This is a genomic window from Spirillospora sp. NPDC029432 (assembly GCF_040703975.1).
In the GTDB taxonomy this organism is placed as follows: domain Bacteria; phylum Actinomycetota; class Actinomycetes; order Streptosporangiales; family Streptosporangiaceae; genus Spirillospora.
Genome location: NZ_JBEZWH010000044.1, coordinates 14,010 through 30,225, shown reverse-complemented (window position 1 = coordinate 30,225; position 16,216 = coordinate 14,010). Strand labels below are relative to the sequence as shown.

The window sequence follows — 16,216 nt, the reverse complement described above, 5'->3', positions numbered from 1 at the left end:
GCACCGGCACTGGATCCGATCGTTTCTCGACAGAAATTCGGAATCAACGACGCCTCTCCTGAATGGTGTAGTTAGCGGCCAATTCGTTCCCGGTCCGGCGTGAACGATAGCGGCGAGTAACGTACAGAGAGGAAATCGATGGCCATCCGGCGACATCGGAGAATTCTTTATCTGGTGGCCCTGGGCGGGAGCGCCGCATTCGTCGTCGCCGGCCTTGTCCTCGGCCCGTGGTTCGGGGAGACCAGCCGGGAGAACGCGGCGGGGATCGGCCGTACCTTCGGCCCGGGCGAGATCGTGGAGCTGACGGAAGGCGATCACCGGATGGACCCCGATCGAGCTGTCTACCGCTACAACCCGGGGGGTAGGCCGGTCATGGTCAGATGCTCCGGACTGGACGAAGGCCCGGGAAGGCGTCCTTACCGCACGCGCGATGGCTGTGAGCACATCGGGAGCCTGACCACCTACCAGAGTGCCCAAGTGCGCTGCACGGCACCGCCCGGCACCCGCTTCGCGGTCGGCAACAAGACCTCGGATCTGGACGAGGACTTCGGCCGGTATCTGGTCACCGGCATTTGCCTGTTCGTAGCCGTCCTCAACCTCGCGATCTGCCTGCCGGTCCTCTTCTTCACGGAACGACGCGCCAAGCGCACCTCGATGCCCCAGCCGGAACGACCTGCCGGCTACGGGCCCTGAGCTTGTCGTATGACCTCACTGCCCGAGTCCGCCGACAGCTACCGCAAACTCGGCCAGCTCCTCACCGACACCGGCCTGGACCCCACCGCCGCACAGCACGCCAGCCTGTACGCCTCCGCCAGCGGCGCCGACCTGCCCGCGCTCGCCTCCACCACACTGCGCGTCCCCTCGGTCCGGCACGACCAGCACGTCTTCCGGTTTCGCAACGCCCGCCACCTGGCGGACTACATCACCACAATCCCCAAGTACCGACTCGGCCCCCTCGCCGGCGCCCCGGCGTGCTGACCGCCGAACTGCGACGCCGCCGCTCGGCGGCCTGGATGCGGAATGGGTGGAAGCCTCGGCGAGATGGCGGAGCGCGCCGCCGTAGGTGACGAAGCAGGCACCGCAGGCGCAGGAGTTTGGCGGGCGGGGCGCGCGTAGGGGCGCGCGATGGTCGACATTGCGGCTCACCGCCCAGAACACCATGACCCGAAGATCATTCATTGTGGTGGCGGTTAGTGCCCACGTTCGAGCTGGACCGATCACGTCCTTTCCCCTCCGTGATCACTGGTGCGGCGCTACGTTCCGCCTCGTGTCGTCTTCTGAGGAGTCTCAACCCCCTGCGCAGGACCCTGCTGAACGCCCAAGCCGGCGGCGGCGCGCCTTCCGTTTCCTGGACCATGAGGTCGTCGGCGGCCTGACCGTCGACCTCATCACAAAGGGCATCGCGCCCTTGCTGGCGGTCACGCTGGGCGGCGGAACGGTGCTGGCCACTGCACCGGCGAACCGTCCAAGCCCGCAGCGCACGGAACCGCCCCCGCAACCACGCCTGCGCCCTCGACCGCGGCCGCGTTCCGAATGGTCGAGCCCGTGAACGGCGCCAGGGTCCGCCGGTGCGTGAAGGTCACGGCATCCGGCGCTGTCCCGACCCGGACCATGGCGCAGGACGGGCCGGGCGGCCTCTGGACGGTCCCGCAGCCCGTGGCCGTCGGCACCGCCGCCGACGTCGATGCCCTCTACCAGCTGTGGGTGGGGCTGGCGCCGCGCCAGGTCGCTGACGAACTGGCGCGGGACCTGCGACAGACACCGCCCTACATGCTGGAGCAGCTGACCGCCAAGGGGGTGCGGATCGTGCAGCCGGTGGCGACGGTGCGGCGGGTGAAGGACACGACACCGTACTGCTAGCAGAGACAAACTTCGCGCCGTCCTCGACTCCCTCAATCCGGGCAACACACTGGTGATCTACCAGCCGGACCGTCGCAACGCGCGGAAGGCTAACCAGTAGTGGGAGCGCTTCGAGCCGGGGCTGCCTGGGCTTGGGGCCACGCTGGGAGCGCTGGGGCCCAGTTCAGGCACTACGGCTGAGATTGGCGGCTTGGGCCTCATACCGCTCGCGGCGGGCGGCGCAAAGCGACTCGGGGTCGAGCGCCTTGATCGGGGGAACACTGACCGGCCCGGCGGTCTTGCCACAGGTGAGTGCGGGGTTCAGTTGGTTTCGCCGCGGCCGGGCTTGATGATGTCGGCGGCCGTAAGGTCCTACCTTGTTGACGGCAGGCGGGTCCAGGCCCAGGGAAGAGCAGACCTCGGCCTGGCTGATGTGCGCGATGCCGCCGCGGGCGTTCTGGTAGGCGAGCAGGAGCAGCATGACCCGCATCGCCGAACCGGTCAGGTCGACCAGGGCCAGGAGCGCAAGCGCCTGACGGTCGATCTGGACGGCGTCGAGGCTGGGGAGATCCGGGACGTGCTCGGTCACTGATCATCCCTTCGTCGATGGTGGAGATCGTCTGCTGGACACGCTCACGCCATCTACCTCAGCCAGGTGCGCCGAGATCTCCCCATGCGTCAGGCCCTGGCCGACAGCGACAGCATCAGCGACCATCGACCACGTGCGCGCGGAGCAGGACGCCGTCCATGCCGACGCCGCCGTGTTTGAGACACTATCCCCGCGTGCACGGGGAGCAGCCAGCACCCCGCCCCGGTAGGTCACCCCGTTGGGGACCATCCCCGCGCAGGGATGGTCCTAGACCATCACGGACGGCGACAGACTGGCCCACCGAGCTGGCTTGGCTCCCACCACGGAAGCCGAAGCACTTCACCGGGGCGTTCGGCCCGTCGAGTTGGCTTGATTCCCCACATGCGCCCCTGTGGGACTATGACTGGGGAGCGGCGCAGCCAGAGCAAGCTGTCTTGCAGCGTGTTCCCCCCGGGGCGATCGTCACCTCAGCTCAAGGACGGCGCTGGTCCACCCGAGGACTTGCGGGGCATCCCAGTGGGGTCGAGCGGAAGGCCCCGGCCAGCAAGGCGGCGGCCCTCCTGGAATGCCTCGCGTTGCGTTGGCTCAATCTCCAGCACGCGTTCGATCAACACGGGCCTGCCCGCGCTGTCCGCGCGGGACCAGGAACTCGACGAGGTCGGGGACGAAGGCGAAGGGCCCCAAGAGCGCATCGGGCGCAAGGGCCACGAGCCGCTGGGGATCTCTTGTGCTCGCAAACCAGGGCAGAACGGTCTGCCTGTTTTGTTCACACAGCGCCACCAGGCGGGCGACACGTGTCTCCGGGTGGGTCAGGTCAACGGTGTTGCGGAATCCGGCCCACGCCAGGTCATGGCAACTGGTGGCGCACAAGACATCCAGCGCGCCCGCTGGGCGGATCACCATCAGCAGATGGTTGGCGGTGCGCCAGTCCCCCAGGTCGGACTCATCGACACGCAGTTGCGCCACCGCGGACCGAACAAACGAGCCGGCCCGATTGTGACGGCTCGGCTCCAGCGTCATCCGTTCAACGCGGCCGCCCTGGCCACGCCTCTCGAAGCAGCGCCGGGACTTGATCCATCGAAACCCGTCCGGCCTGAACTCCTCGGCCATGTACAACGCCGCCGCCTGCAGCACATCAGCCGGCCGGTGAGCGGTCTCCAGCAGGCCCACCAAGTCCTCGCCCCACGCGATCACCCCACGTCTAGATCATGCCGGAAGGTGCATCGACCCAGACCCAGCCCATGTAATCGAGTACGACACGGCTTGATACAGCGTGGGCGCGGCTCTTCCGCAGCGCCCGATTCGACCAGCTTCCGGTATTCGGAGACCGGCTGGTCCGATAGTGTCGAACAACCTTTCGGGGGGGCGAGGAGGGCCGTCTGTGGGCGGATCGAACTGGGACTACGTCGTTCCCTACCAGCCGGACATCGACGCAGCGCTCGCCATGGCCCACGAATACGCCTTCAGCCAAGGCGACTACTTTTGGCCTTTCGATAGCAAGAGCCGCTTCTCAGCGGGTCCTGAACGCCCCCGCCCGGGTTCCATCCGCGAACTCTGGGAAGACCCAGTCGTCCAGGAACTCCTGACCCATTCGGTGCTGGACCTGTTCACCGTTGCCGGGCCGGCTGAGGAACCGGAGATCTTGCAAGCCGCGCCGTTGAGCTCAGCGGCGACCCTGGAGCTGTTCGGTACAGAACGCCCAAGCCGGGCGGACTACGACCGCGCTCGAGACCGGCTATGGAACGAGATCAGGAACGGTTACGGCCACTACGTGACCTTGTATCACGACGGGACGCCGGAGCAGATCGCCTTCTTTGGTGTCACCGGCGACTGATCGGCCGTGCGCTTCAGTGTCACTGCGTTGCGCTGGTCCGGCGAGCTGCGCATGTGCGCAGGACGCTCGCCCGCGTCTGGGGGTCAAGCTGATGGTCGGACTGCCCCGGTCCGACTCCGTGATTGATTGTCTGGGAGGCAACGACCAGGACATACCACGAACGCAGCAGGGACATGGCCTCTGAACTGCGGCAGCCCGCCGCGCTGCTGGCCACCGCCACCAGCCTTATGGGCCTGATCGCCTACACGATCACCGTCGGCGCCGCCCGGTGGCTGTGGGCCTGGTGGGTCGTTCTCGCCGCAGCCCGTCGCCGTGATTGCCGTCGGGCGCCGGTGACCGCTGGAGCTCTCGCGCTTCATCGCCCGGATCAGGCTGCTCCTGGTCATGGCGTGACGGCGGGGCCTGGTACCGGCCCACCGGCAGGAAACCCAGCAGGTGCCAGGCCCCACACCCAAACTGCCCGCCTTGAGGCGAATTGAGCCGTACTGGGTGGTGAAGTCCGTGGTGTACCCCGGGTTCGGTGGCGTCGTGTTGCTGGAATCCTCGTGCCTCTGAGAGCAAGGGTAGGCGCAGGTGGCATAGCGGCGTGAACCGTCCGATCGGCGGGTGACACCTGCACACCGGGGGCTCAAGGGGTAGCTGCAGCGCGCCGTGAATACTGCCGTCGAAAATTGTTCGGCCGGGGCTGTCACGTTCGGCGGGCGGGAGGGGTCGAAGGAGCGAACATGATCCCGCAACCCCAAGGAGCAGCCCCGATGTCCACCACCCTGATCGCCGTCACCGTCGCCACCGCCGCCTGGGTCGGCTTCTCCGGCTTCTCCCTGCTGCGCCGCGCCGACTTCGTCGTCCAGCCCCTCATCGCCTACAAAGTCCCCCGCACCTGGTGGACCCCGCTGGCCCTGGCCAAGACCGCCGGCGCCATCGGACTGCTGGCCGGCCTGGCGGTCCCCGCACTCGGCATCGCCGCCGCACTCGGCCTGACCGCCTACTTCCTGGGCGCCATCATCACCGTGCTCCGCGCCCGCTCCTACAAGACCCTGCCCTTCCCCATCCTCTACCTGGCCCCGGTCGTCGCCACCCTCGCCATCACCGCATGACCTCCCCAAACTGGGTGTACACCATGGCGCACCCCCGGCCAGGTGAACTCCCCCGGCGCATCAACCTCGCCAGGGAGAAACATAACGGCGGCAACCGGCCTTACCCGGCCGGTCGTACAGGGCATCGACATCACCGCTCACGGCACGAGAACATTCCGGCGTACGAGAAACCCAATGAAACCTCGGTTCACCTGATGTCTCGGAACTGCTCCCCGCGCACGCGGGGATGGTCCCTCCTCACGCACCGCCACTGATGGCGACCTCCTCTGCTCCCCGCGCACGCGGGGATGGCCTGCACGAATTGGCCCGCCTGGATCGGGCCTCCCGGGATGCCGCGGTCTCAACATCTAGGTCCAGATTCCGGCGCTGTATCTGGAAGGCATTGAATGAGTGATCCCGTTCCCACGGTCACCGGACTTCGGCAGGCCGGGCGAAGGCTGGCCGCGCCCCTCCGGATCGTCGCGGAGCGACGGTTGCCTGAACGGGAGCCGTGGTCGCCGCCGGGGGTTGTGCCAGAGGACTACGCCGCGCTGATTTCCCGGACCGGCTCGGGCACGCTCGCGGGCGTGCTCCGGCTCCTTGTTCCGGGGTGCGGCGAGGACGGCTTCGACATCGAGGCCGAGCGGCGCACGTTCATACCCCCGCATCCGGACGCCAGGCTATGGGGCGTGTTCACCAGTGGGGAGACGTGCTGGTGGCTACCATTCGACGACGATCCCGCCCAGTGGCTGGTGGCCCTGAGCGGTCACGGCGCCCAGCAGCTCAACCTCACCACGACCGAATTCCTCGAAGAATGGCTGGACGGCCTACTCGACCTGCCCGTAGTCTCCCTCCCGCCCGTACCGCGAGAGCGCACCCTGGCAGCTCCCGGGCATCCAATCACACCGCCCGCGCCATCGCGGGCAGCGCGCGCGACCCCTCGACCCAGTTGCGGACCATTATCGGGCCAGGAAATCCGGGCACCTACGACTGGGAGGCCCTCGAGCGAGGCCTGGGAGTTCCTCGGCTGCCGACCGACTACAAGCGCCTGTACGAGACCTACAGCGGCGGACACTGGATCGTTCTCAAGGGCATCTTCGTCGAGCACCCTCGCGACCTGGCGGCCCGGCACGCCGGCCAGGCCACGTTCATCCGGGACGTGCGGGTGCAGGACCCTGCGAGACCGGGCCGTCGGCACGTGCCGTTCCCCGAGCCCGGCGGCTTGCTGTACCGCGGTAGCACCGAAGGACGCGACACCCTCTGCTGTGACACCCAGGACCCGGACCCCGATCGCTGGCCCGTGGTGAATTTGGGCTACGGCGACGTTGAGGAGTTCGGCCCGATCGTCGAGCTCCTCGTCGCCGAACTCACCGGTGTCGGACTGGGCATGACCCACTTCGCGCTCAGCGACCCCTCTGAATGGGCATGGCCGCTTAGGGGGCCGCGCCTCCCGCGCAAGTACCCGCGCCGCCGTGCCGCCCGCCCCTCATGACCCCCTGAGCAGCGCCGCTGAGACAACGGCAGGCGGCACGGCCCGTCCGCGGCATGAGGCCGCCCGCGCTGGCGCCTGCGTCGAAGGGAGGCGACGAGACGAGCCCAGGGCGGCCACCACATCGTCGGGAACGTGGCCGCGCGGGGCCTGGTCAATGGCGGCGGGCCGCGGCGATCAGCTCGTCTAGCGGTCCGACGCCGAAGGCACAACCCAGACAGCGATCAGGTGGGCCAGCAGGCGGCCAGCTTTATGGCGGGTCTGGTCTGGTGATCCTGCTCTGGGCGTCGGCGATCAGGTTGGCGGCGTGCGGGCCGGCGGCGTAGCGGGCCGCCTCGATGGTGTCGGTGACCGCGGCGACGGGGTCGGGGTTGGTGGCGCGGTGCAGGGCCAGCCAAAGCCACCGGTGTTCGCCGTCGCTGAGCTGGGAGCGGCGGGCACGCAGGTGGGCGTCCGGGGTGAGGGCGCGTGCTGCGATGCTGGCGGCGATGTCGGGGTCTTCGGCGAGTCCCGCGTAGCGGGCCGCCTCCGCGGCGACCCACCAGGCCACCTCACGCAACGTTGGTTCCGGCAGCCCGGGCAGGACGTCGGCGGCGGGCCCGAGCGGGTTGTCGGGCCGTGGTCGGCGCGGGTGCAGCGTGGGCAGGTCCGGCACGATCCGGAAAGCGATGTCGGCGGTCTCGATGCGGGCCAGGTCTTCGGCGGTGATGCCGTGGCCGGTGAAGCGCTGCACCGCGACCAGCCCCATCATGTACTTGCGGCGGTGATGGTCGGCGAAGTCCAGTCCGGTGAGGGTCTCGGCGATCTGTGGTGGCGCTTCGAGCTCGCCGAAGGGTTCCTCCGACAACAGGATCTCGCCGTGCTCGGCGAACGACAACCGGGTCAGCGCGTTGACGTTCCAGTACATGCTGGCGGCCCGTCCGCCGGTCGATGCCCTGGTCAGTACGGGCGCGCTCGAGCCCTGGAAGCCGTTGTACTCGACGGCGAGCACCGCACCGCCAACGTCCAGCACCGCGCCCCAGGGGTCGATCGCCTGTCGCTGTAGCAGGTCCTCGCCGATGGCTCGCAGCGACTCGGGCCGGGCCGGGTCGGCACCGAAGGCGCGCAGCACGTCCGCGACTTCTGCCCCGGTCACCACCGTGACCGTCGCGGCCTCCGACAGGGCGCTGTCGCGCACCCAGCGGTAGGTGGCTTCGGGCAGTGCCGGCCGCACCGGCTCAGGCTCACCGCGCAACCGGTGGCCGAGCCGGTCCGTGCGGGCGTGCACGATCTCGGGCGCGGCGGGCGCCTGCCACACCACCAGCTCGTACTGCTCGGTCGCTTCGGGGTCGTCCCGGCCGCGGGCGTGCACCCGCAGCCGATAGTCGCCCGGCCACGGTGGGGCCGCCCCGCGCAGGTGCGACTCAGCCGGCCAGGGCGGGGCGTGGCTGCCCGGACGCGGCCCACCCGGCTGGAGTCGGGTGTTCCCGTCCAGGTGCGGTTCACCCGCCTGGGGCCCGAACACTGAGGCGCCACCGGCATCCGCCCGCCAGCTGACCTCGACGATCTCCTCCCAGCCGGCCGCGACGTCCGGCGGTGGCCCCTCCAGGACGGTCAGCACGATCCGGACGCGTCCGGTCTCGACGCCGGTGCGGATCACCGCACCACCCGGGACGACCGCGACCAGCCCGTTGCCGCCGAAGTCGGCTTCCGGGACCTCACGTCCCTCCAGCAGCCCGAACCGGTGCCCCCGCACCTGCGCCGACCCGGAGGTGTGGCGGGGCAGCACGTACTCCGCCCGGGTCTTGGCCAGTAGCGCGGCGTCGTAGGCCGGGGGCATCGGGGCCTCGCGCAACAGCAGTACCGCGGTGCCGATCGCGACGCCGAGCACCGCAGGTGGTTCGGTGGGCCAGGGGTGGACTCCCACCCGGCGCAGGACGCCGGCAGAGGTGGCCACAGCCAGCGCAAGATGTGCCGCGCCGTGTGCCGCCGCGACATCCTGTTCTTCGGTGATCTCAGGCCCCACTGCCAGGAGGGCGGCCACGCGCGGGTGGGTGGCCAGCCGGCACGACAGCGCGGCGACCAGCGGCACCGCGCCCGGACGGAATTGGTCCAGCATGCCGGCCCCCTTGACCGCCTCGCTGGTCTCGTCCGCGCTGAGGAAACCGACGGCGCCGGTGAGCGGCTCGCCCAGCAGATGGCTTAAATCCGGGACGTCGGCGAGGTCCAGCTCTGGCACGGTCAGCTCCAACGCGCCGAGAAGGCGTTCGGCCAGCAACGGCGACAGTGAGCCGAGCGCGTCCCGCACTGGCGAACCGCCTGGTACGCCCGGGTGGACGTGAGCCATCGGACGTCGTCTGGCGCCACGAATCGGCCACGCGCCGTCCGCGGTCGCCCGCAGCCGTCCGAGCTCGGCCGCCGGCGCCTTCGGGACACGGGCCGTGACCAGCGGTATCGCCGCAGCGATCGGCTCGGCTAGCTCCGCTGGTAACGCATCGGGAATCTCCACCACAGCACCTCCGGGGGATCGTGTGGGCAAGACAACGGAAAACTAGCCGTCCCCTACGACAGTCCGGAGATATCGATTCCTGGATGCATCGCTGATCAGGGTCGGCGGATGTCAAGGTCCGTCGGCGGCGCGGTAAACCTGTGGTGGCGTCGACCAGCACCTGCGGGCGGCATGGATGTACAGGCGGCGGGCGTACGCCACGTGGTGGTGATCTGTGATCTGCGGTGGAGTCGCTGGGCGACTCACTGGACACAAACCTCGTTCAACGTCACACAATGTCGAACCGGTTGGCGATGGTCAAAGCACATACTTCCGATTCGCAGGCGGGCAGCGAGCAGCCGTGCGTCTGGGATTCGTTAAGGAATACGAACCTGTGCATGGGCTCAGCTACGTCATCGCTGTCAGTCGCTGTTCCAGGTCCAGCGGGGAACCTCGCGCAGGGGGTGCAGGTCGGCCTCTGTCTCAGCGCGGGAGTTGTGCTGGGCGACCATCGCGCCGAACTCGGCGTGGGAACGGAAGGCCTCGCGGAAGGCCTCGTCATCGGGCAGCCCGGCCTCGTCGAGCGCCTCCATATAGAGGTCGACGAAGCGCTGCCGCTGCTCGTCAGTGATGTTCAGGTGACGGTGCTCCTGGATGAGGTACGCAAAGCCCAGTTCGCGGGTGAAGCGGTCGGGGCCGCCAAAGGATTCCGCGGTGAACCAGGCCAGGTGCTTGACATGATCGGGGCGGCGGCTGGGGAACAGGGGTTTGAGCAGCGGGTCGGCCAGCAGTTTGGTGTAGAAGACCTCTTCAAGCCGGTGCAAGACCGCGTCGCCGCCCGCGTACTCGTACAGACTCGCCATGCCAGTGCCTCCCTACGAGCACTGTAAGCAGGGCTGCGGGACGAGGGGCCGGGCTGGCCGGAAGCGGCGGCCGGATACCGGTGGATGGAACTTCTGGAACAGCGCTTCAGCTCGCTCGCCCCAGCACCCGTGCGGTCTCTCTCGTGGCCACAGCACCAGCGTGGGCTTCTAAGAGTTTCCCGCTGTTCGGCGGCTACGTACGTTAACTCGGCCGTGGGCCGACAGGAAAGGACGTGGGTCGTGCCGCGCTCACTACGAGCCCATTTCCGTGCTTGCCCGGCAGGCCCCGGCAGCAGGCACTGGAACACCGCGCGGCATCGTCCACGACGCCTGCACCGGCAACAAAGCCTCGGTGGGTCGGCGGCACCCGCGTGGTCGTCTTCGCCCTCCTCGCGATGGCCACCATCCGCGACACGGTGGCCGTCAGCGCGCTGACCGCCTGCGTGTTCCTGTTCGGGCCGCCGATCGGCGCACTGGTCGATCGGCAGCGGCCCGAGGTCTGGATGCTGGTGGCCGCTCTGCCGATCGCCGACCTCGTGTCGCTCGGAGCCCTGCAGAGGTGTTGGGACGATCGCCGGGGTCGGCGGTGATGACTCTTAGCGTCCAGAAGCGTCGTTGGGATTGGAGAGGGAGGCCGGCGGCTACTTTTGGGTTCGCCGTGGAGCCGGGTAGGTGGGAGCGGATCGGCCGATTACGCTGGTACGCCCGATTCCGGCCGTGTGGAGGTTGTGTGTCCGTCGGTTCCGCTGTGCGGCGCGGTGGCCTGGTGTTCGGGGTGGTCCTGGCCGGGTTCGTGCTCGCTGCGGCCGGGCACCTGTGGCTGGGGCCGGGCGGTGGGGCCGCGGTCGTCGTGTTCGGGACCCTCGCCTCGTTGATGGCGCTGGGGTGGCTGTACGGGAGGCATGCGGCCAGGGGCGTGCCGCTCGTGCTCGGCGTCGTGGCGGTGTTCGGCCTCAACATCGTCGGTGTCGTGGCGGTGCGGGACATCGCGATGACGCTGGTCGGTGTCGATGCCCAGGCGATCGTGGAACGGACCTGGACGCGGCAGAACCGCGGCTCTACCAGCCACCACTGCACGCTGCGCCTGGCTGACGGCACCGCGCTGCCCGGCAAGCTCGCGACCAGTTGCGAGGGGTACGGGCGCGGCGACACCCTGCCGGTCGTCATCGACCCGCAGGGCCGTTTCGCGGCGGTCGGCGGCCCGAAGTCGGAGCTGCCCACGGTGGGAGAAGGCCAGGTGGCCGTAGCCGCCGGTCTGGTGCTGCTCGTTTCGATCACGTTCGGGAGCCTGCCCGAACGTGACCGGCAGGTCAGATCACCGAGACGTTCCCGCGCCTCACGCCCCTGACATCGATTCCTCCTTGCGGACGGCGACCTGGGGCCGCTTAACCCGAATGTCGGGCGGAGCGTCCGCGAATCCTCGATATGCGTCTGGAAGGTGAGAACGGGCTTTCGCTACAGTCGTGCCACTGGTGCGCCGGGAAGTCTGGTCGGCAAGTCCCTACCAGTCCTCTTGAAGGAAGCCGGCCCCCCGATGACGACACTCCTCACCGCTTTCGCTGCCCTGCTGCTGGTGGCCGTGCTGGTCTCCAGCCTGGCCAATCGCACCATCCTGTCCACGGCGGCGCTGTTCCTGGTCGGCGGGTTCCTGCTGGGGGACGGGGTCACCGGGGTGGTGTCGCTGCGGCCGGACGACTCGATGGTGGCGACGCTGGCGGAGCTGGCGCTGTTCGCGGTGCTGTTCACCGACGGGATGCACGCCGGCTGGCACGATCTGCGCAGCGCCTGGCGGCTGCCGGGCCGCGCCCTGGGCTGGGGCCTGCCGCTGACGTTGCTGGTGACCGCGGCGCTGGCGCATTTCGTCGTGGGGCTGGGCTGGGCGGAATCGCTGCTGATCGCGGCCGTGCTCACTCCGACCGACCCGGTGTTCGCCGCCGCGCTGGTCGGCAACGACCGTGTGCCGCCGCGGCTGCGGCACCTGCTGAACGTGGAATCGGGGGTCAACGACGGGCTGATCCTGCCGTTCGTGGTGCTGTTCCTGGCCGTCGCGCAGGGCTCGGACGACCTGCACCTGGGCGAGCTCGGAAGCGAGCTGGCCCTGGGCCTGGTCATCGGTGTGGCGGTGCCGTGGGCGGCGATCATGCTGGAACGCACCCGGCTGTTCGCCATCTCACCCCGGTACGAGCCGCTCAACGCCGTGGCGATCGGGCTGCTGGTGCTGGCGCTGGGCAAGGCCACCCACGGCAACCTGTTCCTGGCCGCGTTCGCCGCCGGGATCACCGTTGCCACCATCGGCGACCAGCACCGCCAGGCGTTCGAGGAGTTCGGCGAACTGGTCGCCGAGCTGCTCAAGCTGGCGGCGCTGCTGGTGTTCGGCGCCCTGCTGTCCCCGGCGTTCCTGGGCGATGTGGGCTGGACCGGCTGGGTGTTCGCCGTCCTGGCCCTCATCGTCGCCCGGCCGGTGGCGATCTGGATCTCCTTCCTCGGCTCCGGGCTCACCGCCCGCGAGCAGGGCGCGGTGATGTGGTTCGGGCCCAAGGGGTTCGCCTCGGTCGTCTACGGCCTGCTCGTCCTGGAATCAGGCATCGCGGACGCCGATGAGATCTTCCATCTCGTCGCCGTGACGATCGTGCTGTCGATCCTCGCGCACTCGTCCACCGACATCGTGGTCGCCCGCGGCTTCGACGACGAGCACGACGTCCCCGCCTGGCACGGGAAGGCCCGCAACCTGCTCCGCCGCAGTGAGCCATCGCCCTCCGCCGAGGACGACGGTCCCTGAGCAGAACGGGCGCCGGTCAAATGGCCGGCCGCCTTGCCGCGGTCCTGTCGCCCGCTGGTCAGCGGGTGGGCGCAGGGGTCGTGTTGGCGACGTAGACGGTGTTGGCCGCCGTCCCGCCCTGAACGGGGTTGGGAAACTCCACGACATGTACCTTCACCTGGGGGAACACTTCGCCGAGAACGGCGCGGAAATCGGTGTCCGGGGCGGCGTTGGACCACAGTGCGAAGACGCCGCCGGGGTGTAGTTGGTCGGCCAGGCGGCGCAGGTTGTCCGGCTGATAGAACGAGGCGTGATCGCTGTTCAGCAGGTGGCGCGGTGAATGGTCGATGTCCACCAGTACGGCGTGGAAGCGGCGGCCCTCCCCCTGGGAGTCCAGGCCCGACGGGCTGCCCGCCATGGCGAAGAAATCGCCCTCGACCAGTGCGCAGCGGGGATCGGACACCAGCCGATCGCCGTTCGGGACCAGTCCGTTCTCATGCCATTCGATCACTTCGGCGAGCGCTTCCACGACCGTGAGCGAGCGCACCCGGTCGTCGTCCAGGGCGGCCTCGGCGGTGTAGCCGAGGCCGAGCCCGCCGACCACGACATCGAGTTCGGCTCCGGGCGCGGCCGCCAGTCCCAGGCGGGCCAGTTCCACCTCGCCTTCGGTCCAGAGGCTCGACATCAGGAAGTCGTCGTCGAGCTTGATCTCGTACACCTGGGTGCCCGACAGGGGGTCACGGCGGCGTCTCAGGCTGAGCTCCCCCATCCGGGTCGGGCGCCAGTCAAGTTCCTCGAAGAGTGCCCCCATGGTTCCTTCCGCGTTGCGAGTGGGTTCAGGTGGTGGTCATCGCGGGCCGGTGCTCACCGTGGAGGCCGGCCCTGTATGCGGAGGCGCGGGTCTCGCTCCCATCGGCGACCACGGCGGGTCACGTTGTCGGGTGCGTCGTGCTGGTGGAGCAGGTCTATCAGTTCCTGGACGACGGCGGCGGATGCGTGGCCGCTTCGGGCGCCGTGAGGAGGTCGTTGTGAGCCTGCGGACGTGGTGTCCTGGTCGGACGGCCGCTTCAACCGGGTATCCGATGCCCACTGATATCGGGACGGGGTGTTGCTGCGCCGTCGTGAGCACGCCCGCAGACAGCGGCGCGAGAACGTTCCACGCCAACGTACTCTAACGTAAGGGTAGAGTGTGGGACCGGGGGCGGTCCAGGTGGTCAGCGCGGCAGCGGATCGATGAGCCGGAGGCCTGGTGCCGGGACGTCGGCCGGCGCCTCGGGCTGCTGCGCGAGCGGCTGCCCGATCGTCGAGGACCCGGGCGCCGGCCCGTCCGCGAACCAGCGGCGTGCGCCGAGCGAACCCATCCGGGCAGAACCGGACAGTGGCCCTGCGCTACCGCCCCGAACACTCTGACACGCACGCAGTGGGCCGGCGAGGCCGAACACGAAAGGGGCCGCGGTGACCGGCAGGCCGGACGATGTGGTGGCGCAGGCGGCGCGGCGGCGGACGTTCGCGGTGATCAGCCATCCCGATGCCGGGAAGTCGACGCTGACCGAGGCGCTGGCGCTGCACGCCGCGGCGATCGAGGAGGCGGGGGCGGTGCACGGCAAGTCCGGGCGCCGGGGCGTGGCCTCGGACTGGATGGACATCGAGCGGTCCCGGGGCATCTCGATCACCTCGTCGGTGCTGCGCTTCGAGTACGGGGGCGCGCTGCTGAACCTCCTGGACACCCCGGGGCACGCCGACTTCTCCGAGGACACCTACCGGGTGCTGGCGGCGGTGGACGCGGCGATCATGCTGCTGGACTCGGCCAAGGGCCTGGAGGCCCAGACGCTCAAGCTGTTCGACGTGTGCCGGCACCGCGGCGTCCCGGTCATCACCTTCGTCAACAAGTGGGACCGTCCCGGCCGCGAGCCCCTGGAGCTGCTGGACGAGGTCGAGCAGCGCATCGGGCTGCGTCCGGCTCCGCTGAACTGGCCGGTCGGGGTCGCCGGCGACTTCCGCGGCCTGATCGACAGGGCGAGCGGCGCCTACACCCGGTTCCGGCGCACGCCCGGCGGCGCGACCCGCGCCATCGCCGAGCGGGTGCCCGCCGGCCGCGCCGCCGCCGAGGAGGGCGAGGCGTGGGAGGCGGCGACCGAGGAGCTGGGGCTGCTGGAGGCCATCGGCGCCGAGCTGGACATGGACGCGTTCGGTGCCGGGCTCTGCACGCCGGTCCTGTTCGGTGCGGCGCTGCCCAACTTCGGCGTGGAAGCGCTGCTGGAGGCGGTCCGCGAGCTGGCGCCCGCCCCCTCGGCGCGAGCCGACGCCGAGGGCGCCCGGCGGCCGGTGGACGCCCCGTTCTCCGGCCAGGTGTTCAAGGTGCAGGCCGGAATGGACCGCGCGCACCGCGATCGGCTGGCGTTCATCCGCGTCTGCTCGGGACGGTTCGAACGCGGCATGGCCCTCACCCACGCCCCCACCCGGCGCCCCCTGGCCACCAAGTACGCCCAGACGGTCTTCGGCCGCGACCGCTCCACCCTGGACACCGCGTACCCCGGCGACGTCATCGGCCTGCCCAACGCCTCCGGCCTCACCGTCGGCGACACCCTGTACGTGAGGACGCCGGTGGCCTTCCCGCCGATCCCGGCGTTCGCGCCCGAGCACTTCGCGGTGGTGCGGGCCACCGACAATGGCCGCGCCAAGCAGTTCCGCCGCGGCATCGACCAGCTCGACGGCGAGGGCGTCGTCCAGGTGCTGCGCAGCGACCTGCGCGGCGACCAGGCGCCCGTGCTCGCCGCGGTCGGCCCGCTGCAGTTCGACGTGGTCACCGCCCGGATGGCCGAGGAGTTCAACGCCCCGGTCGAGTTGACCCGGCTCGACTACACGACCGCCCGCGTCACCGACAAGGAGTCGGCCGAGGCGCTGAACGGCCGCCGCGGCGTCGAGGTCCTCACCCGCTCCCTCGACGGCTCACTGATCGCGGTGTTCGCCGACAAATGGCGCGTGCGGGCCGTCGAGCGCGAGCACCCCGGGCTCACCCTCACCCCGATGCTCGCGGCGGGCGTGACCGACTGACCAGGAGCGCGCGCCGAGGCGGGCATCGATCGATCCTCTCAACGAAAGTCGCGGGCCTGGTCCGGTCCCCGGTTCCCTGGCGACCGCTCACTGGTGTGACGATGGTCTCTACTCGCACAACCAACTCTTCCGTCACGTTAAAGTAGAGATCGTTGGGGTGCGGATCCGTGACGTTCTGGCCTGTGAAGGGCCTGTCGGTGGTCATCCAAACCGGCGATCCGAGTCTCGGGGGAGTTCGTTTTGTCGC

At 69.6% G+C, this 16,216-nt stretch carries 16 protein-coding genes; 10 read left to right on the top strand and 6 right to left on the bottom strand.

The genetic code is table 11. The features are described from left to right. The first annotated feature begins 138 nt into the window (after window positions 1–138). From AB0881_RS28350 to AB0881_RS28340, 3 genes are all read left to right on the top strand, one after another. The gene (locus AB0881_RS28350; RefSeq protein ID WP_366621632.1) at window positions 139–693 is read left to right on the top strand and encodes a hypothetical protein; all 555 of its coding nucleotides are present in this window, start codon (window positions 139–141) and stop codon (window positions 691–693) included. Window positions 694–702: 9 nt separating this feature from the next. Beyond that, a complete protein-coding gene (locus AB0881_RS28345) occupies window positions 703–978 on the top strand; it encodes a hypothetical protein (RefSeq protein ID WP_366621630.1) in 276 nt (91 codons plus the stop codon). A gap of 567 nt (window positions 979–1,545) precedes the next feature. After that, window positions 1,546–1,860 (top strand): hypothetical protein, encoded by a 315-nt coding sequence (locus tag AB0881_RS28340; protein ID WP_366621628.1) that lies wholly within the window; start codon window positions 1,546–1,548, stop codon window positions 1,858–1,860. A 163-nt stretch (window positions 1,861–2,023) separates the two neighbouring features. Here the strand turns inward: AB0881_RS28340 and AB0881_RS28335 are convergent, their stop codons facing one another. Both AB0881_RS28335 and AB0881_RS28330 read right to left on the bottom strand, forming a co-directional pair. Further along, window positions 2,024–2,428, bottom strand: coding sequence for a hypothetical protein (locus AB0881_RS28335; RefSeq protein WP_366621626.1), 405 nt, complete (start codon window positions 2,426–2,428; stop codon window positions 2,024–2,026). A gap of 585 nt (window positions 2,429–3,013) precedes the next feature. After that, the gene (locus tag AB0881_RS28330; protein ID WP_366621624.1) at window positions 3,014–3,598 is read right to left on the bottom strand and encodes a hypothetical protein; all 585 of its coding nucleotides are present in this window, start codon (window positions 3,596–3,598) and stop codon (window positions 3,014–3,016) included. Between the two features lie 211 nt (window positions 3,599–3,809). On the opposite strand from AB0881_RS28330, the gene AB0881_RS28325 reads away from it, so the two are divergent. From AB0881_RS28325 to AB0881_RS28315, 3 genes are all read left to right on the top strand, one after another. After that, window positions 3,810–4,262, top strand: a complete 453-nt coding sequence (locus tag AB0881_RS28325) for a hypothetical protein (protein ID WP_366621622.1) — start codon at window positions 3,810–3,812, stop codon at window positions 4,260–4,262. A 755-nt stretch (window positions 4,263–5,017) separates the two neighbouring features. Continuing rightward, window positions 5,018–5,359 (top strand): DoxX family protein, encoded by a 342-nt coding sequence (locus AB0881_RS28320; protein ID WP_366621620.1) that lies wholly within the window; start codon window positions 5,018–5,020, stop codon window positions 5,357–5,359. A gap of 928 nt (window positions 5,360–6,287) precedes the next feature. After that, window positions 6,288–6,830: an SMI1/KNR4 family protein gene (locus tag AB0881_RS28315; RefSeq protein ID WP_366621618.1), complete on the top strand. Its 543-nt coding sequence runs from the start codon at window positions 6,288–6,290 to the stop codon at window positions 6,828–6,830. A 247-nt stretch (window positions 6,831–7,077) separates the two neighbouring features. Here the strand turns inward: AB0881_RS28315 and AB0881_RS28310 are convergent, their stop codons facing one another. Both AB0881_RS28310 and AB0881_RS28305 read right to left on the bottom strand, forming a co-directional pair. After that, window positions 7,078–9,045 (bottom strand): DUF6461 domain-containing protein, encoded by a 1,968-nt coding sequence (locus tag AB0881_RS28310; RefSeq protein ID WP_366621616.1) that lies wholly within the window; start codon window positions 9,043–9,045, stop codon window positions 7,078–7,080. Between the two features lie 671 nt (window positions 9,046–9,716). Next, window positions 9,717–10,157 (bottom strand): group II truncated hemoglobin, encoded by a 441-nt coding sequence (locus tag AB0881_RS28305; RefSeq protein WP_366621614.1) that lies wholly within the window; start codon window positions 10,155–10,157, stop codon window positions 9,717–9,719. Between the two features lie 371 nt (window positions 10,158–10,528). Here AB0881_RS28305 and AB0881_RS28300 point away from each other — a divergent pair, with 371 nt between their 5' ends. The 3 genes from AB0881_RS28300 (at window position 10,529) to AB0881_RS28290 (ending at window position 12,936) form a co-directional block, all read left to right on the top strand. After that, on the top strand, window positions 10,529–10,747 hold the full coding sequence (locus tag AB0881_RS28300) for a hypothetical protein (RefSeq protein ID WP_366621612.1): 219 nt from the start codon (window positions 10,529–10,531) through the stop codon (window positions 10,745–10,747). A 140-nt stretch (window positions 10,748–10,887) separates the two neighbouring features. After that, window positions 10,888–11,505 (top strand): hypothetical protein, encoded by a 618-nt coding sequence (locus tag AB0881_RS28295; protein WP_366621610.1) that lies wholly within the window; start codon window positions 10,888–10,890, stop codon window positions 11,503–11,505. A 186-nt stretch (window positions 11,506–11,691) separates the two neighbouring features. Next, window positions 11,692–12,936, top strand: coding sequence for a cation:proton antiporter (locus tag AB0881_RS28290; RefSeq protein ID WP_366621608.1), 1,245 nt, complete (start codon window positions 11,692–11,694; stop codon window positions 12,934–12,936). A gap of 58 nt (window positions 12,937–12,994) precedes the next feature. Here the strand turns inward: AB0881_RS28290 and AB0881_RS28285 are convergent, their stop codons facing one another. Further along, the gene (locus tag AB0881_RS28285; protein WP_366621606.1) at window positions 12,995–13,726 is read right to left on the bottom strand and encodes a spermidine synthase; all 732 of its coding nucleotides are present in this window, start codon (window positions 13,724–13,726) and stop codon (window positions 12,995–12,997) included. 403 nt (window positions 13,727–14,129) lie between these two features. After that, complete coding sequence (locus AB0881_RS28280; RefSeq protein WP_366621604.1) at window positions 14,130–14,276, bottom strand: hypothetical protein; 147 nt, start codon at window positions 14,274–14,276, stop codon at window positions 14,130–14,132. A gap of 94 nt (window positions 14,277–14,370) precedes the next feature. Between AB0881_RS28280 and AB0881_RS28275 the strand changes: the two genes are divergently transcribed. Next, a complete protein-coding gene (locus tag AB0881_RS28275; RefSeq protein ID WP_366621602.1) occupies window positions 14,371–15,969 on the top strand; it encodes a peptide chain release factor 3 in 1,599 nt (532 codons plus the stop codon). Window positions 15,970–16,216: the final 247 nt, after the last annotated feature.